This is a genomic window from Mucilaginibacter sp. PAMC 26640 (assembly GCA_001596135.1).
GTDB lineage: Bacteria > Bacteroidota > Bacteroidia > Sphingobacteriales > Sphingobacteriaceae > Mucilaginibacter.
Window position 1 is genome coordinate 2680612 of the sequence record CP014773.1, and the last position, 20774, is coordinate 2701385.

Here is a 20774-nt window from a genome sequence, read left to right on the forward strand (position 1 = left end):
TCGCGAAAGTAAAGGAGTATGCACTTAAATACATACCGCCAAAATTGCCTGGGCGTGGTTAAGGCAAAAATAACAATTATTAAATATTTCTATTTATGTCAAATTTTAAGAAACTCAGCAGAACTGAGATGAGGAATGTTTTGGGTGGTGTGTTGCCGTCAAACGAAACTTGCCCAGATGAGTGTACAGCAGGTTCTACCTGTGCGAATGGTTTGAAATGTACATCCACAAATTGCTCGAAAACTAAAGAAACATCCACTTATTACATCTGCTAAGAAGTGTAAAAGAGGCTGTCTCATTATTGAGCACAGTCTCTTTTTTGTAAAGAGGCACTAAATTTTGATACAGTAATCTAACCTAATATTTGTTTAATAGCATTATGACCAAATGATTAAAATAACTTTAGCGATTTTTTTATTTATTGCTTCGTCTTATGTGATTGTTGACGGGCAGACGTTGCCGCATAATAATGCTTTCACGTTTAAAGGAAAGGTCAAAAATCTTGTTGATCATCAGCGATATATTGAGCAGGCCGGTATAGATAATCCTTGTTTGATTGAAGAGTATTGCCGTCTGATGAAAAGAAATCCTAAATTATTTATAATTCCTTTTGCGATCGGTGAAGCATTGCAAAAGATAAACGATCCGAGGTGTATTTATTTTCTGCAAACTGCTACAGAATTGAAGGCAGACTACGCAGATGCTTGGGTTGCACTGTCGCATTACAATGCTTATAATTCAGATGCTGAGGCAACTATAAAGTACCTTAAACGAGCTGTCGATGTGGCTCCGAAAAATTCAAATTTCAGATACGAGTTAGCAATACAGTTCAAAGACATTGATCCGGGAAAGTCTGATTCGCTAATGCTTGATATGGTGCATCGATTCCCAAACGAAGAGAATGCTATTAAAGGGTTGTTCCAACTTACTTTTTATCCGTACAACCAAAATGAGAAGGGCGCATATTTTGAACAAATTTATTCTTTAGGCCTTAAAGACCAATCCAACTGGTTCTGGGGAGGGATGAAGTATTATTTTGATTATTTGATTAACAAAGACGAAAATAAGGCATTTGAATTGGCCTTAAAAATGGTGTTAAATGTTAAAAAGAACCGAACGCAGTGGAAAGCTAAACTACAAGTAGCGAGGAGTTTCATTGAAGCTGGAAACTTATTAAACCAGTCTAATTCGGCTGAAGCATTGAACGTTTTAGATAACATTAACTTAGGTAACAGCCCAACAGCAGGTGAAGAAATAGATGCCGAAGAAAAATTAGTTTTGCGCAAAGCAGATGCTATAGCTAAAGGTGGAAACTTACAATACGCCTTAAATACTCTGATGGGGTATTACATTAAGACTCCGACTGACAGTGTTTATAAAGGCGTTTTACTTTATGCTAAAGAGTTAAATTTAGACAATGACAATATTTTAAATCAAATTAATAAGATTAGAAATGAAAATAGCTTGAAATTGACCAACTTTTCTCTTGAAGATTTAACAACACACAAGTCTGTTTCGCTATCTGATTATCAAGGAAAGGTGATCTTACTTACGTTTTGGTTTCCTTCTTGTGAGCCATGCTTACAAGAGTTTAAATATTTTGAAAAAATTATCAAGCAAACAGCCAATGAAAACTTAGTTTACCTTGCGGTAAATAGTGGCAACGTTCAAGAAAAACGGGTGCTCCCGTTAATTAAGGCAAAAGGCTACACTTTTGTTCCTCTTAGGGATACGCCAAATAAAAGCATTGGGAATTTACCGCTTGTTCAAAGTTTACCTGCTAATTTTCTCATTGATAAAGAAGGTCGTGTTGTTTTTAATGATTTTCAGATAGGTGAGTCAAATCAACAGACACTTGAGTTAATGATAGCTTCGCTATTGTCACAATAGCAACGCTAGTAAAAGTTAACATATAAGTTGAAATCCAAACAGGACATAATATTCAGCACAGCAATAAAGAAACTTCTCGCGAAAGTAAAGGAGTATGCACTTAAATACATACCGCCAAAATTGCCTGGGCGTGGTTAAGGCAAAAATAACAATTATTAAATTTTTGTTGTATGTCAAAATTTAAGAAGCTCAGTCGTACTGAGATGAAAAATGTTATGGGCGGCGTGGCCCCGTTAACATGCCATTGTCAATGTAATGGAGCAGGCACTTGGGATGCCACTTATTCTAGCGCCTCTGCTGCAAGGTCAGCACTTGCGGCAAATTGTAGTTTGGGTGGTGCATGCCATTGTACAGAGCCTGCCACCTAGGATTAGTTCAACAGTTGAGGGCGAGGAGGCTTTGTCAGACTCGCCCTATTTTAAACATTTAGCCTTAAATATTATGATGCTTAAAAGAAGAATTTTTGCACTATTGATTTTTATAACCCAAGTTGCGCATGCCGAAGTCAGAGTCGGCGGAGAATTATTTGGTATAAGCGGTGTTAAAGAGATAAAGGTTACTTTACCGGTAGGCAGTTATTACAGTAGCTTTAATGATCAATTTTATCCTGTAGTTAATAATAAATTTCAGTTTATTTTTAATGTTGATAAGCCTGTTTTTTTACAAGTTAGAGCTGGTTATAATAGGATATTTCTGGTCGTTTCCCCCGGTGACAACACAGATATCAAAATTTTTAACACACCATCTAAAGGTGAATCACTGGTGATAACCGGAAGAAATGCTGTAGGACAACTTTGGTATAATAAATATAATGCTGACCCTCTTGTAAGCGTTATCGGCCATGGTGAGTTGTTTGATGCGCTGAACGCAAAAAGTAAAAATGAAACTTTAAAAAAACTGGGCTGGTTTTTCAGAAGACAAACGCTGCCTTTAGACAGTTTATATCAGACAAAAAAAATCGATGCTGGATTTTATTCATTGGTTAAAACTGATATCAGATCTAAACAGGCATTAAATATGATTGAGCGCTTAACGAGTTTGATCGGTAAGATTTCTGATAAAAATAACATTGCTAAATATGAAGATCTCATCAATATATTAACAAGGTTTGCAGGTGTAAAGAACGTGGCTAACATTCGAACATGCTTTGGTAGTGGATTTTTAATGAATTGTTATTCGCGTCAAACCGAAAATAACTCAGAAGGTAACAAGTCAGCAGTCTGGGGCCCGTATGGGGGCTATTTTGCGGCGCCGGACTCAATTAGGATAGCATTATGCGGCGACGTGCTTTTATTAAGTAAAGACGGTACGGACGAATTCGATTTTAACAGGGCTTTTAAAGAGTACGCTAGTGAGTTTCCAAAGAGTCCGTACCTTAAGTATATTAAGCAAAGCAATCTTGTTTCGGTGGATAAATTAAATACCGCGGCGGTAGTTTTAGATACGATAAACGTTTACAATAGCTTACAAGATATTACACGGCATTACCAGGGAAAGCCGGTATATATAGACTTGTGGGCGACATGGTGCCTGCCCTGCCGGGAAGAATTTTCCTATTACAAGCGCGTTTCTGCAGAACTGAAACAGAAAAACATTGTGTCGTTATTTATCTCAATTGATCAAGCGGAAGCAAAATCACAGTGGGTGAATTTAATTCAAAAAAACAAGCTTACCGGCCATCACATTTTAGCCAATGCAAAGTTGAGGGCAGATATTAAAAAATTGGTTTACAAAAATGGGCAGATTACCATACCCCGGTATTTATTTGTAAACTCAACTGGTGTAGTTTCAAATTGGGATGCGCCAAGGCCGAGTGACCCCAAATTAACAGGCTTGGTCGGTAAGATAAAGAGCTAATGAGGTGTGTGAAAGCTACTCGATTTTTATAGAACAGCATGTACTTTAATAATATATGCTGCCGTTTGGCCCGGGCGAATAACAGGCCGAATCAATAATGTAAATCTATGCCGAAGTTTTAAAAACTTACCCTAGACGAACGGATGAAGGAACGTGAACTTACCTGGCCGCAATACCTGGAAGAAAAACAATTTCCGGGTAAACGAAATAGGGGTCATAGCCAACATTTGTGTTGGCGAACGATAATGGTATTGTAATTAAAGAAGACGTCGATTTGCTTGTCTGCATAAGTATATACTTAAACAATTATAATTTACTTTATCATCACCTATGCCTTTCCCCTTTTACCCACAACCCGATCAAATGGACTGCGGCCCAACCTGCCTCCGCATGGTGGCCAGGCATTTTGGGCGCAACTTTAAAGTGCAAACGCTGCGGCAACACTGCGAAATTAACCGCGAGGGGGTATCTCTTTTAGGTATTAGTGATGCTGCGAAAAAATTGGTTTTCGCTCTTTAGGTGCAAAGCTTAGTCTGGCTGATTTGCAGGAGGCAGAACTGCCCTGCATACTGCATTGGCGGCAAAACCATTTTGTGGTGCTCTACAAAGTCCGTAAAAGTAAATTCTATATTGCCGATCCGGGTAAGGGGTTGGTTAAGCTTACAACATCCGAATTTGCGGCTGACTGGTTATCTGACACCGACCAACAAGAGGGCATAGCGCTCTTATTAAGCCCTACGCCGCAATTCTACCAGCAGGAAGACGAGAAGGGCAGTGACCTCAGCTGGGGTTTTTTACTTCGCTACCTCACTACCTACAGGCATCTGGTAATCCAGTTGTTCTTCGGACTCGGCATTGGTACAGTACTTCAGCTGGTAGCCCCGTTTTTAACGCAAAGTGTGGTAGATATCGGCATCAATACCCGCAATCTGAATTTCATCTACATCGTAGTTATCGCCCAGGCCGCCTTGATCATTGGGCGGGTAAGCGTAGAGTTCATCCGCTCGTGGATCCTATTGCACATCAGTACGCGGATCAACATCTCTATCTTGACGGATTTTTTAATCAAGCTGATGAAACTGCCCATCAGCTTCTTCGATACTAAAATGACGGGCGATATCATGCAGCGCATGAACGATCAGCGACGGATAGAGACCTTCCTCACTGGCTCCACCCTCAACACGCTTTTTTCTATGGTCAACCTCGTGGTGTTTTCGGTGGTACTGGCCTATTATAACATCGCCATATTTATCGTTTTTATCGTCAGCAGTATTTTATACATCGGGTGGATCTCCGCTTTTTTGAAACAACGGCGGGCGCTTAATTACAAAAGCTTCGATATCTCCTCAAAAAACCAAAGCAGCATTGTGCAAATGGTGAACGGTATGCAGGAGATCAAACTCAACAATAGCGAACAGCAAAAGCGCTGGGAGTGGGAGCACCTGCAGGCGCGGCTGTTTAAATTCAACGTAAAAAACCTGGCACTGACGCAGTATCAGCAGGGCGGCTCTACGTTAATTAACGAATCTACCAACCTGCTCATTACCTTTTTAAGCGCAAAGGCGGTAATAGAGGGCCAGCTTACCCTTGGCGCCATGATAGCCGTGCAATATATCATCGGTCAGCTGAACGGGCCTATACAGCAGTTTCTTACCTTCATACAGGGTTTCCAAGATGCAAAGATCAGCCTGGAACGGTTGAACGAAATCCACCAGATGGATGATGAAGAGCGGGTAGATAAGGAGTATAACCACGAGTTGCCCTTCAACCGCAGCCTGAGCTTACATAACCTCACTTTCAGATACCCCGGTGCCGGTAATGAACCTGTTTTATCGGGCATTAATCTGCAGATTCCGCAGGGTAAAACCACTGCCATAGTCGGCATGAGTGGTAGCGGTAAAACCACCATCCTTAAACTATTGCTGCGGTTTTACGAGCCCGAAAAAGGGGAGATAAAAGTAGGGGAGCAGCAACTGGCCAATATCGGTTTTAAAACATGGCGCAGCCATTGCGGCGTAGTGATGCAGGATGGATTTATCTTTTCCGACTCAATAGAACGCAACATTGCCGTGGGCGACGATTACCCCAACAAAGAGAAACTTAACCACGCTATAAAAGTGGCCAACATCCGCGATTTGATAGAAGGCTTGCCGCTTGGCCTGAAAACAAAAATAGGGGCCGAAGGCAATGGGATAAGCCAGGGGCAGCGCCAGCGATTGTTGATAGCCCGCGCCGTTTACAAGAACCCCGACTACCTGTTTTTTGACGAAGCCACCAACTCCCTTGATGCCAATAACGAGCGCGTGATAATGGAGAATATGAAAGAGTTTTTTGCAGGCCGTACGGTTGTGGTGGTAGCGCACCGCCTTAGTACCGTAAGCAATGCCGATAATATCATTGTGCTGGATAAAGGCCAGATCATTGAGCAGGGAACGCATGCGCAGCTTACTACCTTGAAAGGTGAGTATTACCAGCTGGTAAAAAATCAACTGGAGCTGGGGCTGTGAGGGGGAGTGAGTAAGTGAGTAAGTGAGTAAGTGAGTGAGTGAGTGAGTGAGTGAGTGAGTGCGTGAGTGAAGTTTAGACTTTTTAAATTATGCCATCTATACAAACAGAAAAGATCCCTGCAGCCCGCCATAGCGATGATATGCAGGATATAATCACCGCGGTGCCCTCCTGGATACTGCGCTGGGGGATAATGTTATTTTTTGTGATCCTGGTTTTACTGGTCAGCTTATCAGGCTTTATCAGTTATCCGGATATTGTTAAAACGCGGCTAAAGATCACTACGCCTAATGTTGCCAAATCGGTAGTAGCTAAAATTACCGGCAAATTGGTAAAACTGCTGGTTGCCAATGATGAAAAAGTAGTTTCGGGGCAGCCGCTTGCTTATCTGGAAAGCACTGGCAACCACAAGCAGGTATTAAATTTATTGGCTAACCTCAAGTTGATGCAAGCGCAGTTGAGCCAAAGAAAACCGATAGATGAGAGGCTTTTTAATAATGCCAGAAATAACGAGCTGGGTGAATTGCAGGCGGCATATCAGTCGTTTTTTCAGTCGTACTTAAGTTACAGGTCAACGGTATCAGATGGATTTTTATTAAAAAAGCGGACTTACCTGGAAAAAGACATTACCGCGCTGACCAGTCAAACACGACAATTGCAGGCCGAAAAAGACTTGCAGCAGCGGGATTTGAAATTGGCAGAAGAGGAATATGGCATGCATCAGAAACTGACGCAACAAAAGGTGGAAACTCCCGCCGAGCTGCGCCAGCAGGAGAGTAAGTACCTTGCCAAAAAATCACCGCTGATGCAAACGGATGCAGCCATTATTACTAATGGTACCAGCTCGCTGGCCAAACAAAAAGAAATTATGGAGCTGAATAACCAGGTGCTGGAGGAACGGTCTAAATTTTCGCAGGCATTAAACAGTCTGATCAGTTTGGCAGGCGACTGGCAGAGTAAGTATGTATTAACGGCGCCCCTGCCGGGCCGGGTAACATTTGCTGGCATGGTACAGGAAAACCAGGTGCTTACACCAGGCCACGATGTATTTTATATAAATACCGGGAACGACCAGTTTTTCGGGCAGATCAACGTACCGCAGGCTAACCTTGGCAAAGTTAGATTAGGGCAGGAGGTATTGATAAAACTGCAAAGTTATCCTTTTGAAGAATATGGCATGCTGCGCGGGCGTATCTCTTACCTTTCAGATGTGCCTTACCAGGATAGCGTATTTATATCGGAAGTAAGTTTTCGGTCGGCCGGTAAATCCGACTTAAAAAAGCCGGTACATCTTAAACAGGGCATGCTGGCGGATGCGGAGATCATTACCCAGGACGCCACTATTTTACAGCGCTTAACCCGCAATGTGATCAAGGCGATGAATAGTAAGTAGCAGGTGGAGATACCTGATTTAACCGATTTTTCATTCAAACATTGCCATCACCCCTGCGTTGGTTAGGGAAATACGGCTATGTCTTTAAAAAACGGTAACGGAAAATCAGATCATCAGGGCTTTGTGCGCGTGAGGGGCGCAAGGGAGCATAATTTAAAAAATGTAGACCTGGATATTCCGCGGGATGCGCTGGTGGTTTTTACCGGCATTTCCGGTTCCGGCAAATCGTCGCTAGCCTTCGGAACACTGTATGCCGAAGCACAGCGGCGCTATCTGGAATCGGTTTCACCGTATGCCCGCCGGCTGTTCAACCAAATGTCTATCCCCGAAGTGGATGAGATAGAAGGTTTGCCGCCAGCAGTTGCCCTGCAGCAACAGCGTGGTTCGGTAAGTACCCGTTCTTCGGTGGGTAGCGTTACCACCATCTCCAATTTATTGCGAATGCTGTATTCACGTGCCGGCGATTATCCCGCAGGGCAGCCGATCATCTACGCAGAATCTTTTTCGCCCAACACGCCCGAGGGTGCATGCACGGAGTGCCACGGTTTGGGCCGGGTTTACGAAGTGACCGAAAAATCTATGGTGCCCGATGATACTAAAACCATTAGGGAGCGCGCTATCGCTGCCTGGCCTTCCGCCTGGGGCGGGCAAAATCAGCGCGATATTTTAACCAGTATGGGTTATGATGTAGATGTTCCCTGGCGTGATCTGCCGAAGGCCACCCGCGACTGGATCCTGTTTACGGAAGAACAGCCTGTATTGCCCGTTTACCCTGGCCTCAACCTGGAGCAAACGCAACGGGCCATCAAACGTAAAGCACAACCGGATTACATGGGGACCTTTACCGGTGTGAAGCGGCACGTGATGCATACTTTTGCCACCACACAAAGTGCGCTGATGAAAAAGCGTGTGGCACAATATATGCTCAGCAGCGAATGCCCGCTTTGCCACGGTAAACGCCTGCGTAAAGAGTCGCTATCTATTAAGTTTGCCGGGATAGATATTGCTGATATGGCACGCGTGCCGCTGGCGAAGTTACTGCCAGTTTTTGAACCCTATGTTAACGGAACATCCCCTGCCTTTAACAAAAAACAAGCAGATAATCCCGAGAAGATCATGGTAGCCCAGCGCATAGCGCAGGATCTGGTTTCGCGGCTCAATGTAATTCTCGATCTTGGCCTTGGCTATCTCAACCTGGAGCGCAGCACGCCCACACTTTCACCAGGCGAATTACAGCGTTTAAGATTGGCAACCCAGGTTCGATCGAATCTTTTTGGGGTAGTATATGTTTTAGATGAGCCTTCTGCAGGATTGCACCATGCTGATACGGAGGCTTTACTGCGCGCGCTCGACAGGCTGAAAGCATCCGGTAACTCGCTGTTTGTTGTGGAGCATGAAATCGACGTGATCCGCCATGCGGACTGGATTGTGGATGTAGGCCCGCGTGCCGGGGAGCATGGCGGTAATATACTATATAGCGGCCCGCCCGAAGGATTGAAAAGAGTGGAGGAGTCGGTAACGCGCCATTATATTTACGATGCACAGCACTTGCCACACAGCGCTCCCAGGCAGCCAAAAGGCTGGCTGAAGTTATCAGCTGTAAGTCGCAATAACCTCAATAAGCTAAACGCTGAGTTTCCGTTGGGCATGTTCATCAGTGTTACCGGCGTGTCCGGATCCGGGAAAAGCAGTTTGGTGAGTCAGGTGCTGGTAGAGTTGGTGGCCGAACAATTGGGCCTTTCGGTTGATTTGGTAGCTGAGGAGGAAAGTGACCCGCTTACCGAAACGGTAATTGCTACCACAGGCGGCGAGATCACTGCAGGTATGGAGTGGGTTAAAAGATTGGTGGTGGTAGATCAGCGTGCTATTGGCCGCACGCCGCGCTCAAATCTGGCTACGTACACCGGCCTGTTTGATAATGTACGCAAACTTTTTGCTGCTACAGATTTGGCCAAGTCCCGGAAGTATGATGCCGGGCGCTTTTCCTTTAATGTGAGTAAAGGGCGCTGCCCGCATTGCGAGGGCGAGGGTTTTGTAATGGTTGAGTTATTGTTTTTGCCAAGTGTTTATGCACCGTGCCCCACCTGCCAGGGCACGCGCTACAACCCCGCAACACTGGAAGTTAAATATAAAGGTACCAACATTGCAGAAGTGCTTGCCATGACGGTTGACGAAGCCTGGAACTTTTTTGCGGGCGACCCGCAGATCCACCGCGCACTGGAGGCTATCAGGGAGGTGGGGTTGGGATACCTGAGGCTTGGGCAGCCGGCTACGGAACTTTCGGGAGGGGAGGCCCAGCGAATTAAGCTAGCCACCGAATTGCAACGTACGCAGAATGGCAATTCGCTTTATATTTTAGATGAACCGACTACCGGTCTGCATCCGTCGGATGTTGAAAAACTCATGGCACAACTCAAGGGACTTGTTGCCTGTGGCAACTCGGTTATTGTTGTGGAGCATGATATGCATGTTATAGCTGCCAGCGATTGGGTGATTGACATTGGCCCCAACCCCGGTGATGAAGGTGGCAAAATAGTTTTCGCAGGTAAACCTGCAGATCTGCTTAAAGTAAAAGCCAGCAGGACAGCGCCGTATTTAGCCAGGTATTTGAAGGGTTAGCGAACGGCGGTTCGTAACACTAAAGGTTAGTTAAATTTCAAACTTTACTTTGTAACCATGCCCTAATTGTATGAAGTGTTAAACTAAAAAAGCCCTTCGGAGAGATACCGAAGGGCTTTAAATTTATCGCATTGCAAAATCTATTGCTTTTTTATCTCCACGCGTCTGTTCAGCACCCTGCCTGGTTCTGTTTTATTATCGGCAATAGGTTTGCTTTCGCCCCAGCCTTTTACAGTTAGGTTTTCGCCGCTGATGCCGCTGTTCGTAAGGTATAATTTTACTGATGTAGCGCGTTCAACTGATAATTGCATGTTGTGCTCATCGGTACCTTCAGCAGATGAGTTGCCATTCAGCATAAACTTTACTGATGGATCTTTTTTCATTTCGGCAACAGCCCTGTCCAAAGCCGGGTACGATGCTGTTTTTAATATACCCGAATTGAATTCGAATTGAATGTTGGCAAAGTTATAATTCGGCGGTATGGGGGCCGGTGCAGGCGCTTCAACCGGTGCTGGTTTTGGTGTTTCAACTACCGGGGCAGGCTTCGGTACTTGTGCTACCGGTGCAGGCGGGGCTACAACAGCTTTCTTTGCCTTACAGGCCGGGAACAAAAATAGGGCCGATGAAATGGCGGTTGCAAACAAGCTTAATCTTAAAAGTTTCATATCGATAAGGATTTTCCCAAAAATATAAAACGTTTTGGAATATATGTTATTGCCTTCTTAATACTACGCCAACTGGTTTGCGGTAAATGCAGCCCTCATCCTTTGTACCGATTCTTTAAATCGGATGGCTAACGCAGGCAGTAATTCATGGGCAATTGAAAATCCTGTAAATATTCTGAGCCAGAAGGTAAAACTGATAGTCTACTTTACAAATGGGCGTAGATAATCTGCAAGTTAACCTATTATTAAACTTTACACACGATGATGGTATGCTGGTTTGGAGTAATATTAACATTGAAACCAATAGCTAGAATTGGTTGCACAACAAGTTTAGAAACCGTACCTTTGCAGCCGTATTTTCTTTGAAAAATTTATGCAGATCGCATTGGTTTTCAACCACAAATAGGCATACGAATATAATAAAGCATGAAAAAAATTGTCGATTACAGGAAGCTCTTAGGTGTTACCGAAGCTGCTGAACTGCAGGAATTAAAATCTATTTATCGCGGGATGATGAAAACCTGGCACCCGGATAAATTCAATGATAGTGTTGAGGATCGAGAGGCTGCAGAAGAAAAAAGTAAAACCATTATCGAAGCTTATCACTTTTTGGTAAGTATTGCTCCCGAAACCCGCAACCAAACGCTGGCCGACTATACGCAAACTACCACTGCCTCAAATATTCATGATTTTGAATTTAAATCGCAAACGTTAACGGTTACGTTTACTGATGGCAGCCAATATGAATACTTTGATGTGCCCCGTGCTGTTTATGTGAAAATGGTTAATGCAGATTCTCCGGGCAGGTTTGCACGCAGGCACATCTTCAATAATTATGTTTACCGCAGCGTAAGCAAGCTGGTAGCCAGCGCTTAATTTGCTAATGTATTTTTTATATAAGCGGCAACCTGTTGCTGTTCAGTTATCGATAGCTTGTCGCCTTCGTATTCCCAGCCCTGCTGGTTGTTGCTTATATTAATTTCTCCCAGGTAATCTTTCTGGTTAACTTCTTCCAATCCAGGGATATCGTCGCCTACCCCGGCCGGGATACTCAAGTGATTAAAAATTGTATCGTTAGCAATATCCGAGCGGTATATCCCATATATGGCAGGAACAGTAGTCTCCTCAAAATTAGCATTCATGTGTTCCAGGTAAATATTTAGCGTTTCTCCGCTGTCTGTAACAATTGAGAATGACATAGTCGTATAGTTTGAGCCGTTTAAATTGTCCATAGCTTATATTTTATACTATAGGTACAAGTGGGTTCACTAAAATGTTCTCCGGGCGGCTAATTATGTTGCGTGGTACCCATAAAAAAACCTTCCCGTAATGAGAAGGCTTTTGTGTTTCCGATGAGATTCGAACTCATATCGACGGCTTCGGAGGCCATAATTCTATCCATTGAACTACGGAAACAATATTTGCGCAAATATAGGATAATTATGCGTCTGATAAATTAATTCCGCAAGTTCGATCAAACCCCGGCCTCCAGAGCCAATATCGCATCCGTTCCGCTTAGGCGGCATTGCAGTTAAACATTAAACCTGAAGTGCATCACATCACCATCTGCAACAATATAGGTTTTACCTTCAATGCCCATTTTGCCGGCTTCTTTTATCGCAGCTTCTGACCCATTGTATTTTACAAACTCTTCATATTTAATTACCTCAGCCCGGATAAACCCTTTCTCAAAATCGCTGTGGATAACACCGGCGGCTTGCGGCGCCGTAAATCCTTTGGTAATGGTCCAGGCGCGTACTTCCTGCACGCCGGCAGTAAAGTATGTTGCCAGGTTAAGCAAGCGATAAGCTGCCTTGATGAGTTGGGTCACACCAGATTCGCTCAGGCCAAGGTCGGCTAAAAACATCTGGCGGTCGTCGTATGATTCCATTTCGGCAATCTCGGCTTCAATTTGGGCAGAGATGATCAGCACCTCGGCATTTTCTTCCTTAGCAACCGCTTTTACACGTTCCACATAAGCATTACCAGTGCTTACCGATGCTTCATCAACGTTGCAAACATACATTACAGGTTTAGCCGTAAGCAGCCAGATGTCGGCAATATACTCCTGATCCTCCTCCGCTACCGGAGCGGTCCGGGCAGATTTACCCTCCAGCAGGTGGTTGCGGTAGGTGTTTAAAACATCATATGTTTTTTTAGCCTCCTTATCACCTGTTTTGGCCGATTTTTCAAACTTGGCGATCTTTTTTTCTATCGAATCAAGGTCCTTCAATTGCAGTTCGGTGTCGATGATCTCTTTATCCCGGATAGGGTCTACTGATCCATCCACATGGATAACGTTATCGTTATCAAAGCAGCGCAGCACATGGATTATGGCATTTGTTGCGCGGATGTTGGCCAGGAACTGGTTACCCAACCCTTCGCCTTTACTGGCACCTTTTACAAGGCCGGCAATGTCAACAATCTCTATAACGTTTGGTACAACGTTTTTTGGGTTTACGATCTCGGTAAGCTTGGTTAAGCGCTCATCCGGCACAGTAATTACGCCCACATTGGGCTCTATGGTACAAAACGGAAAATTGGCCGCCTGTGCCTTTGCATTTGATAAACAGTTAAAAAGCGTTGACTTACCCACATTTGGCAAACCCACTATACCACATTGTAAACCCATTATATATTTTTTTATAATCAAGCGAAAAGAACCATGGTAACCGTCTTGCGTTCCGACTCTTGTTTACCGGCTCTTTTCAAGGCGCAAAGATAACAGAAAAAATGCCTTGTAATTTGAAAAAATAAACGACTTTTGCCAGCATTACCGAACGGTATAAAACAAGTTAAAAACGATGTAAACAAGAGGGTTTTTTATGGAGGAAATGGTTGAGCAAATAGAATTGTTACTGGAGCAGGGAGATAATACACAGCTACAGGAATATTTAAATAACCTCAACATCTCTGATGTAGAAGAACTTATAGATGAATTACCCGAACACGGGCCAAAGTTTATAACGCTGCTGTCGCCCAACCGGGCTGTAAACGTTTTCAGGATCCTGGATTTTCCAACCCAGGAGCGTATCATAAAGAAACTTACGGGAGAAAAGGTAGGCGAGATCATTAATGGCCTTCCGCCTGATGACCGTACCGCTCTTTTTAGCGAATTGCATGGTGATGCTGTAAAGGTGCTGATCCTCCATCTTACACCGGATGACCGTAAAGAAGCGCTTTCTTTATTAGGTTACAATGAGGACAGCGTAGGCCGTTTGATGACGCCTGACTATATTGCGGTTAAAAAAAATTGGGATGTAACGCGGGTGTTGTCGCACATTCGCCGGTATGGCAAAAACTCAGAGACCATTGATGTTATTTATGTAATTGACGAAAATGGGCTGCTGCTGGATGATATCCGGATCCGCGAGATTTTACTGGTAACACCGGAAACCAAAGTAAGCGACCTGATGGATGGCCGGCTGATTGCCCTGCATGCAAACGATCCGCAGGAAGATGCAATCAATGTGTTCAGAATGAATAACCGCACGGCATTACCGGTAACTGATAGCGAAGATATTTTACTGGGGATAGTAACGGTAGATGATATTCTTTGGATAGCCAATGAAGAGTACACCGAAGATATCCAAAAAATAGGTGGTACCGAGGCATTGGATGAACCTTACCTGGATATTAACCTTTTCCGCCTGGTGCAGAAACGCGCAGGCTGGCTGGTGATCCTGTTCCTGGGCGAAATGCTTACCGCTACCGCGATGGGGTTTTTTGAGCACGCTATCGAGAAAGCTGTGGTGCTGGCGCTGTTTATCCCGCTTATTATTTCCAGCGGGGGTAATAGTGGCTCACAGGCCTCCACACTGATCATCCAGGCTATGGCTTTGGGCGAGGTTACCATCTCCGATTGGTGGCGGGTAATGCGCCGCGAAATTCTTTCCGGCCTGATGCTGGGTATCGTGTTGGGAGTGATCGGTTTTATCCGCATAGCGGCTTTTAGTGCGTTCAGCTCCATGTACGGCCCGCACTGGATGCTGGTAGGGCTAACCATTGGTTTCTCGCTGGTTGGCGTGGTGCTTTGGGGGTCTCTGGCTGGTTCTATGCTGCCACTGCTCCTGAAAAAATTAGGTGCCGACCCCGCTACATCTTCCGCTCCTTTTGTAGCCACCCTGGTTGATGTTACCGGGCTTATCATTTATTTTTCGGTAGCACTGGCCTTTATGAATGGTATTTTGCTATAACACTATTAAACAAAAATACCCTGCCTTTCGGGCGGGGTACCTTTTCTTGTAATATGCCGATTTAAGTTAGGGTTTCGTCTTAATAAGAAAAATTCTCATCCGCTTTGGCCACTTCCGGGGCTTCACTAAATTCGTAACGTTTCTCTACCACTTCCTGGTTATCTTTTATATAATCCACAGCGTCTTTCAAGCCTTCTGCAAATTTTTCGAAGTCTTCTTTATACAAAAATATCTTATGCTTCACAAAAACCCCATCTTCCAAACGCTTCTTGCTCTCGGTTATCGTAACATAGTAATCGTTTGACCGGGTTGCCTTTACGTCAAAAAAATAAGTTCTCTTGCCGGCTCTCACCTTGCTGGAGTATACCTCTTCACGCTCTCTGTTATCAAAATCTCCCATATTATAAAATTGTAATAGTTTTGGTTGGGATAAATATAATTATTTTTTTAATGCACAAGTAATATTTGTATCAATATTAAATTTTTGTTCAAATTATTTACTTAATTGGTTTAAAGAAAATGTAGTTTGTAAAAAAGATTAGCTGAACAAACATTTGTTGGAAAGGTAGTTTTGCGCAGGAAGGCAGTTTAACGATTAAACCTGCTTCTCTTCTTCTTCCAGCAATTGCTTTTCGTACAGCTCAAAATAAGCGGTTTTCAACTCCATCAGTTGGTTATGAGTACCCTGCTCAATTATTTCGCCATTATCTATCACCAGTATTTTATCCGCATTTTTAATAGTGCTGATCCTGTGCGATATAATGATGCTGGTTTTATCCTGCATAATACGCCCAAGGTTGCTCAGGATCTCCTCCTCGGTGCGGGTATCAACGGCGGATAAGCAATCATCAAATATCAATACCTGCGGCTGTTTAACAATGGCGCGCGCAATACTTACACGTTGCTTTTGCCCGCCGGATAAGGTTACCCCGCGTTCGCCTATCAGTGTATCAAAGCCGTGTTCCAGCTCCATAATATTGTTGTATACGGCAGCATCTTTAGCAGCCTGCTTTACCCGGGGCAGATCCAGCACATCTGCACTAAAGGCAATGTTGTGTGAAATGATATCTGAAAAAAGAAAAACCTCCTGTGGTACGAAACCAATTTGCGAGCGGTAGCTCTCCAGGTTCACCTGCTTTATCGGCTCACCGTCAACCAGTATCTGGCCACCGGTGGTATCATACATGCGCATGATCAGGTTGGCAACGGTTGATTTACCTGAGCCGGTACGGCCGATTATTGCCACCATTTCGCCGGGATTGGCTACAAACGAAACCTGCTTTAAGGCCTGTATGCCGGTATCGGGGTACGTGAACGATACCTCCCTGAATTCTATTTTACCATTGAATTTTCGTGGTGCTGCATCCGGCGAATTAATCTCGGGCTGCTCGTGCAAAAACTCGTTGATCCGCTTTTGTGATGCTGCTGCCCGCTGTACTAAGGAGGTTACCCAGCCTAAAGATATCACCGGAAATGCCAGCATATTAAGATAAACAATGAACTCGGCAATATTGCCTGCGGTAATATTGCCTTTCATTACTTCCACACCACCTATATACATGGTGATCACATTGCTCAGGCCAATCAGCAACAGCATCGACGGGAAGAACATAGCCTGAACTTTGGCCATCTCCATGCTTTGTACTTTATACTGCTCGCTTTCTGCGGCGAATTTTTCGCGCACGAAACCTTCTCGCACGTAAGATTTAATTACCCGGATACCCGAGAAATTCTCCTGAACAAAGCTGGATAATATAGATAAGCGCTTTTGAATTTGCTCGCTCCGGAATTCAATGATGCTGTTTACATAAAAAATAATGACCGCCAGGATGGGCAGCGGTAGTATCGAAAAGATCGTTAGCCTAACATTTACGGTAAGCATGGCATAGATCACCAGTATAAACAGAACCACCGTATTGATGGAGTACATAATACCCGGGCCTATGTACATGCGTACGCGGCTTACATCTTCGGTAACTCGATTCATCAGATCGCCGGTGTTATGGCGGCGATAGAAGGCAAGGGAAAGTTTTTGATAATGGTTGTAGATCTCGTTCTTTTGATCGAACTCGATATGCCGCGACATCAGGATGATGGTTTGCCGCATAAAAAACAGGAACAGGCCCCTTAGCAAAGAAAGCAGTAACACCAAAATGCCAAATAGCAGCAAACTGGATCCGAAAATATCATATACCATACTTTGGCGGCTAAAGCCGGTGAAAAGCTGGTAGGTGCTAATGTTCTCTGTAACAAGATCGAACGCCACCCTAACTACCTGAGCCGGCAATACGCCAAAAATATTGGAGATGACAACAAACAACACACCGGGCACCAGTCGCCAGCGGTATTTGTAAAAGAATTTATTGAGGTATGCGAGCTCCTTCATTATATATGTGCAAAAGTCCGCGAAGTCGGAAAGCCCGACAGACGGAAATCAAAAGTAGTAAATAAGGTTTACCGATTCTTGTCAGTTTTCATCAATCTCCTGTCAAATCTGAGTGGCCTGACTTCTCCAATTCCTATATGGTTTGCCTTTGGATGAAATGGATTGATCAGCACGTTATTCGCCAACGGATCTATAACGGATGGAATATATTAAATCAACGCGCTTTTTGATCTTAGCCAGGCGTTGCCAATCTGTTGAAAAATAGCCGGGGCGGGATAGCTGGTCCAGTTGGCAGGTAGTTGTGCTATTTTAATTTATTCGGTAGCAACGCGGTCGGGGTTAATTAAAGTAACGGTTACCAGGTTATTGTGGATCTCATTGGTAGTGAAATCTACCAATTTTTTCAATATAGCTGTAGATGAATTTACTGCGGCATAAATGGCAGGCGGGTAATTATGCCACCGAGCCCCTGAAAGCAAGCCGCCACAGCCGCTGAGATTACGCGCGTATTTTTCTCTTACTAACAAACAGACAAATGCCCCTGATTCCGAATTTATTTTGATTTTTCGTCAACAACCCATCAGCATTTGAATTTCACTTACGGACTTACGGACTTACGGACTTACGGACTTACGGACTTACCGGTTTACGGACGCAACTAAAACTTTGTCCCTAATAAAAAAACCTCTACTTTTGCGGTGCGTAAGAAATATCACCTCTGCCGTTCAAACAATGCCCGTTCAACAGCCTACCGATAGTATTTTTAATCAGCTCGACGCGTTCGGCCACAAGAAAGTGGTTTACTGCAGCGATCCTGATACAGGCTTACGGGCAATCATAGCTATTCATGATACAACATTAGGGCCCGCTTTAGGCGGTACCCGGTTTTGGGCCTATAAAACCGAGCAGGAAGCCCTGCAGGATGTGTTGCGCCTCTCTAAAAGCATGACCTACAAATCTGCCGTAGCGGGTTTAAACCTGGGTGGGGGCAAAGCGGTTATCATAGGGGATTCGCGCAAAGATAAATCCGAAGCATTGTTGCGTAAATTTGGCCGCTTTATTAAGAATTTAAACGGTGAATTTATTACTGCTGAGGATGTTGGTACCAACCCGAGGGATATGGAATATATCCGGATGGAAACCCAGCATGTAACCGGTATGCCCGAAACAATGGGTGGCAGCGGAGACCCTGCACCAATTGCGGCAATGGGCGTTTATATGGGGATTAAGGCCTGTATAAAGGAGCTCTACGGTAATGATCATATAACAGGGAGATCCGTTATTGTACAAGGCATTGGCCATGTAGGAGAACAGCTGGTAAAGTTGCTTCGCGAAGAAAACGCGAAAGTTTACGTAAGCGATATCAATGATGAGCGCACGCGCCAGGTATCGAAAAAATATGGTGCAGAAGCAGTATCTAACAATAGTATTTTTGACATCAACGCAGATATTTATGCACCGTGTGCTTTAGGTGCAACCATCAATACCGAAACAATTGGTAAGCTGCAATGCGCTATAATTGCCGGCTCGGCTAACAACCAATTGAAGGATGAGTTTCTGCACGGGCAGATGCTGTTGGAAAAAGGCATACTTTTTGCCCCGGATTATGTTATAAACGCAGGCGGCATCATTAATTGTTATTCGGAACTGATGGGATTCAGCAAAAAACGCACTTTGCAGCTTACCGAGAATATCTACGAGGCTACCAGAAATGTATTAAAGTTATCTAAATCGGAAAATATTTCTACAATAAATGCGGCAAACAAAATAGCCGAAAAACGTATTGCAGATATTAAAAAAGTAAAATCAACCTATTAATAATTATCATAACCGGTGCGCCCGGCGGCGCACATAATCGTTCTTACAAATGTTAAACAGAAGACACCTCCGGGTAAAAGTACTCCAATCGTTGTACGCGTATCATCAATCGGCCACGCGCGACATTAAACATCACGAAAAGCAGCTGCTGAGCAGTATAGACCAGGTATTTGAAATGTACATATGGATGCTGTCGCTGATCAGCGAAGTGATCGACTACACTTCAACGGATGCCGAAGAACGGGCCAACAAACATCTGCCCACTGCCGAAGATCTAAATGCCAGCAAGAAGATCCTTACGAATAGCTTTTACACCTCACTGGGTGATAACCGGGATTACCTTATAGCATTGAAGAAGTACAAGGTAGAATGGTCATTTGATCCGGAACTAGCCAAATCGCTTTTTACAACTTTAAAAAACTCGCCTGAGTACGCCGAATACATTGCCAAAACGGATGATACCATCCATACAGACAAGGACATCATCAAGTTCATATTCAAAAAAGTAATTTTGAAATCGTCGCTTGCCGAGCAGGTATTTGAAGATAGGTTTATTTACTGGACTACCGATAAAGAAGTTTTACAGGCACTTATTGCCAAAACCTTCAAAAACTTTTCCAACGAAAACCCTAAAGACAACCAACTGGCAGACATTAGCGGTAACTGGGTTGAAGACAGGGAATTTGTAATTAACCTGTTCGATCAAACCATTCGGTACGATACGCAATACCAGGAATTGATTGCCCAAAAAACGCAGAACTGGGAACCTGATCGCATTGCAATGATGGATACTTTGTTAATGAAGATGGCAATTGTGGAATTTGTGAATTTTACATCTATACCGGTCAAAGTAACCATTAACGAGTACCTGGAGATCTCGAAAGAGTTTAGCACACCTAAGAGTAATTCGTTTATAAACGGTATCTTAGACAAGATTTTGTTTGAACTAAAAGCCGACAATAAAGTTAAAAAAATAGGCCGGGGATTAATAGAATAACCTTACAGGATGAAAAAGATATTGGTATGTACAGTTGTTGCGGGTTTGCTAATGAGCGCCTGCAATTCTTCCACTCAAAAAACTACGGCTGTAGTTGCTGATGCGGGTGCCGCAGTTGCAACTAATGCGCCAATGATGAAATTTGAAAAAGAAACGCATGATTTTGGTAAAATCAAACGTGGTGATAAAGTAACCTACGAATTTAAATTTACCAATACAGGCAAATCGCCTTTGATTGTTAAGGACGCCGTGGCCACCTGTGGATGTACTAAACCCGAATGGCCTACCACCCCCGTGCAACCGGGTGCCGACGGAGCAATAAAAGTAACCTTTGACAGCGCCACTAAAATGGGCCTGCAGGATAAACAAATAACCATTACCGCTAATACAAACCCTGCCCAAAATATGGTGCATTTAATCGGCGAAGTAGCAGCAAACTAATTAAAAT

At 43.9% G+C, this 20774-nt stretch carries 15 protein-coding genes, 1 tRNA gene and 1 pseudogene; 10 read left to right on the plus strand and 7 right to left on the minus strand.

Annotated features, from left to right (window positions below; translation table 11 throughout):
• Positions 1–387: 387 nt before the first annotated feature.
• From A0256_11680 to A0256_11700, 5 genes and pseudogenes are all read left to right on the plus strand, one after another.
• Positions 388–1890, plus strand: a complete 1503-nt coding sequence (locus A0256_11680; GenBank protein ID AMR32033.1) for a hypothetical protein — start codon at positions 388–390, stop codon at positions 1888–1890.
• A gap of 255 nt (positions 1891–2145) precedes the next feature.
• The gene (locus A0256_11685) at positions 2146–3747 is read left to right on the plus strand and encodes a hypothetical protein (GenBank protein ID AMR32034.1); all 1602 of its coding nucleotides are present in this window, start codon (positions 2146–2148) and stop codon (positions 3745–3747) included.
• 330 nt (positions 3748–4077) lie between these two features.
• Positions 4078–6254 (plus strand): annotated as a pseudogene (locus tag A0256_11690) (ABC transporter ATP-binding protein).
• An 89-nt stretch (positions 6255–6343) separates the two neighbouring features.
• On the plus strand, positions 6344–7645 hold the full coding sequence (locus A0256_11695) for a secretion protein HlyD (GenBank protein ID AMR32035.1): 1302 nt from the start codon (positions 6344–6346) through the stop codon (positions 7643–7645).
• 78 nt (positions 7646–7723) lie between these two features.
• Complete coding sequence (locus A0256_11700) at positions 7724–10264, plus strand: excinuclease ABC subunit A (GenBank protein ID AMR32036.1); 2541 nt, start codon at positions 7724–7726, stop codon at positions 10262–10264.
• Positions 10265–10404: 140 nt separating this feature from the next.
• Here the strand turns inward: A0256_11700 and A0256_11705 are convergent, their stop codons facing one another.
• The gene (locus tag A0256_11705) at positions 10405–10929 is read right to left on the minus strand and encodes a hypothetical protein (protein ID AMR32037.1); all 525 of its coding nucleotides are present in this window, start codon (positions 10927–10929) and stop codon (positions 10405–10407) included.
• A 426-nt stretch (positions 10930–11355) separates the two neighbouring features.
• Between A0256_11705 and A0256_11710 the strand changes: the two genes are divergently transcribed.
• Positions 11356–11805 (plus strand): molecular chaperone DnaJ, encoded by a 450-nt coding sequence (locus A0256_11710; GenBank protein ID AMR32038.1) that lies wholly within the window; start codon positions 11356–11358, stop codon positions 11803–11805.
• On the opposite strand, the gene A0256_11715 is transcribed toward A0256_11710, so the two are convergent.
• The 3 genes from A0256_11715 to ychF form a co-directional block, all read right to left on the minus strand.
• Positions 11802–12128, minus strand: a complete 327-nt coding sequence (locus A0256_11715) for a hypothetical protein (protein AMR32039.1) — start codon at positions 12126–12128, stop codon at positions 11802–11804. The genes A0256_11710 and A0256_11715 overlap by 4 nt on opposite strands.
• A gap of 142 nt (positions 12129–12270) precedes the next feature.
• A tRNA-Arg gene (locus tag A0256_11720) sits at positions 12271–12345 on the minus strand.
• A 115-nt stretch (positions 12346–12460) separates the two neighbouring features.
• Entirely contained in the window at positions 12461–13561 is a 1101-nt protein-coding gene (gene ychF / locus A0256_11725; GenBank protein AMR32040.1) for a GTP-binding protein YchF, read from the minus strand.
• A gap of 193 nt (positions 13562–13754) precedes the next feature.
• Between ychF and A0256_11730 the strand changes: the two genes are divergently transcribed.
• A complete protein-coding gene (locus A0256_11730) occupies positions 13755–15125 on the plus strand; it encodes a magnesium transporter (protein ID AMR32041.1) in 1371 nt (456 codons plus the stop codon).
• Between the two features lie 79 nt (positions 15126–15204).
• Here A0256_11730 and A0256_11735 read toward each other — a convergent pair whose 3' ends face one another.
• From A0256_11735 to A0256_11745, 3 genes are all read right to left on the minus strand, one after another.
• The gene (locus A0256_11735) at positions 15205–15525 is read right to left on the minus strand and encodes a DNA-binding protein (protein AMR32042.1); all 321 of its coding nucleotides are present in this window, start codon (positions 15523–15525) and stop codon (positions 15205–15207) included.
• Positions 15526–15720: 195 nt separating this feature from the next.
• Positions 15721–17511 carry an ABC transporter gene (locus A0256_11740; GenBank protein AMR32043.1) on the minus strand — a complete coding sequence of 597 codons (1791 nt, stop codon included), beginning with the start codon at positions 17509–17511 and terminating at the stop codon, positions 15721–15723.
• Positions 17512–17825: 314 nt separating this feature from the next.
• Positions 17826–18038 (minus strand): hypothetical protein, encoded by a 213-nt coding sequence (locus tag A0256_11745; GenBank protein AMR32044.1) that lies wholly within the window; start codon positions 18036–18038, stop codon positions 17826–17828.
• A 205-nt stretch (positions 18039–18243) separates the two neighbouring features.
• On the opposite strand from A0256_11745, the gene A0256_11750 reads away from it, so the two are divergent.
• The 3 genes from A0256_11750 to A0256_11760 are packed head-to-tail and all read left to right on the plus strand — an operon-like array spanning position 18244 to position 20767.
• On the plus strand, positions 18244–19329 hold the full coding sequence (locus A0256_11750; protein AMR32045.1) for a leucine dehydrogenase: 1086 nt from the start codon (positions 18244–18246) through the stop codon (positions 19327–19329).
• 49 nt (positions 19330–19378) lie between these two features.
• Positions 19379–20326: a transcription antitermination factor NusB gene (locus A0256_11755; protein AMR32046.1), complete on the plus strand. Its 948-nt coding sequence runs from the start codon at positions 19379–19381 to the stop codon at positions 20324–20326.
• Between the two features lie 9 nt (positions 20327–20335).
• Positions 20336–20767, plus strand: coding sequence for a hypothetical protein (locus tag A0256_11760; protein ID AMR32047.1), 432 nt, complete (start codon positions 20336–20338; stop codon positions 20765–20767).
• Positions 20768–20774: the final 7 nt, after the last annotated feature.

Bases quoted from the DNA above. Each gene is read 5' to 3' on its own strand.
- ychF (AMR32040.1), bottom strand. From the start codon at position 13,561: ATGGGTTTACAATGTGGTATAGTGGGTTTGCCAAATGTGGGTAAGTCA.
- A0256_11755 (AMR32046.1), top strand. From the start codon at position 19,379: ATGTTAAACAGAAGACACCTCCGGGTAAAAGTACTCCAATCGTTGTAC.
- A0256_11750 (AMR32045.1), top strand. From the start codon at position 18,244: ATGCCCGTTCAACAGCCTACCGATAGTATTTTTAATCAGCTCGACGCG.
- A0256_11680 (AMR32033.1), top strand. From the start codon at position 388: ATGATTAAAATAACTTTAGCGATTTTTTTATTTATTGCTTCGTCTTAT.
- A0256_11705 (AMR32037.1), bottom strand. From the start codon at position 10,929: ATGAAACTTTTAAGATTAAGCTTGTTTGCAACCGCCATTTCATCGGCC.
- A0256_11740 (AMR32043.1), bottom strand. From the start codon at position 17,511: ATGAAGGAGCTCGCATACCTCAATAAATTCTTTTACAAATACCGCTGG.
- A0256_11715 (AMR32039.1), bottom strand. From the start codon at position 12,128: ATGTCATTCTCAATTGTTACAGACAGCGGAGAAACGCTAAATATTTAC.
- A0256_11760 (AMR32047.1), top strand. From the start codon at position 20,336: ATGAAAAAGATATTGGTATGTACAGTTGTTGCGGGTTTGCTAATGAGC.
- A0256_11700 (AMR32036.1), top strand. From the start codon at position 7,724: ATGTCTTTAAAAAACGGTAACGGAAAATCAGATCATCAGGGCTTTGTG.
- A0256_11735 (AMR32042.1), bottom strand. From the start codon at position 15,525: ATGGGAGATTTTGATAACAGAGAGCGTGAAGAGGTATACTCCAGCAAG.
- A0256_11685 (AMR32034.1), top strand. From the start codon at position 2,146: ATGGAGCAGGCACTTGGGATGCCACTTATTCTAGCGCCTCTGCTGCAA.
- A0256_11710 (AMR32038.1), top strand. From the start codon at position 11,356: ATGAAAAAAATTGTCGATTACAGGAAGCTCTTAGGTGTTACCGAAGCT.
- A0256_11695 (AMR32035.1), top strand. From the start codon at position 6,344: ATGCCATCTATACAAACAGAAAAGATCCCTGCAGCCCGCCATAGCGAT.
- A0256_11730 (AMR32041.1), top strand. From the start codon at position 13,755: ATGGAGGAAATGGTTGAGCAAATAGAATTGTTACTGGAGCAGGGAGAT.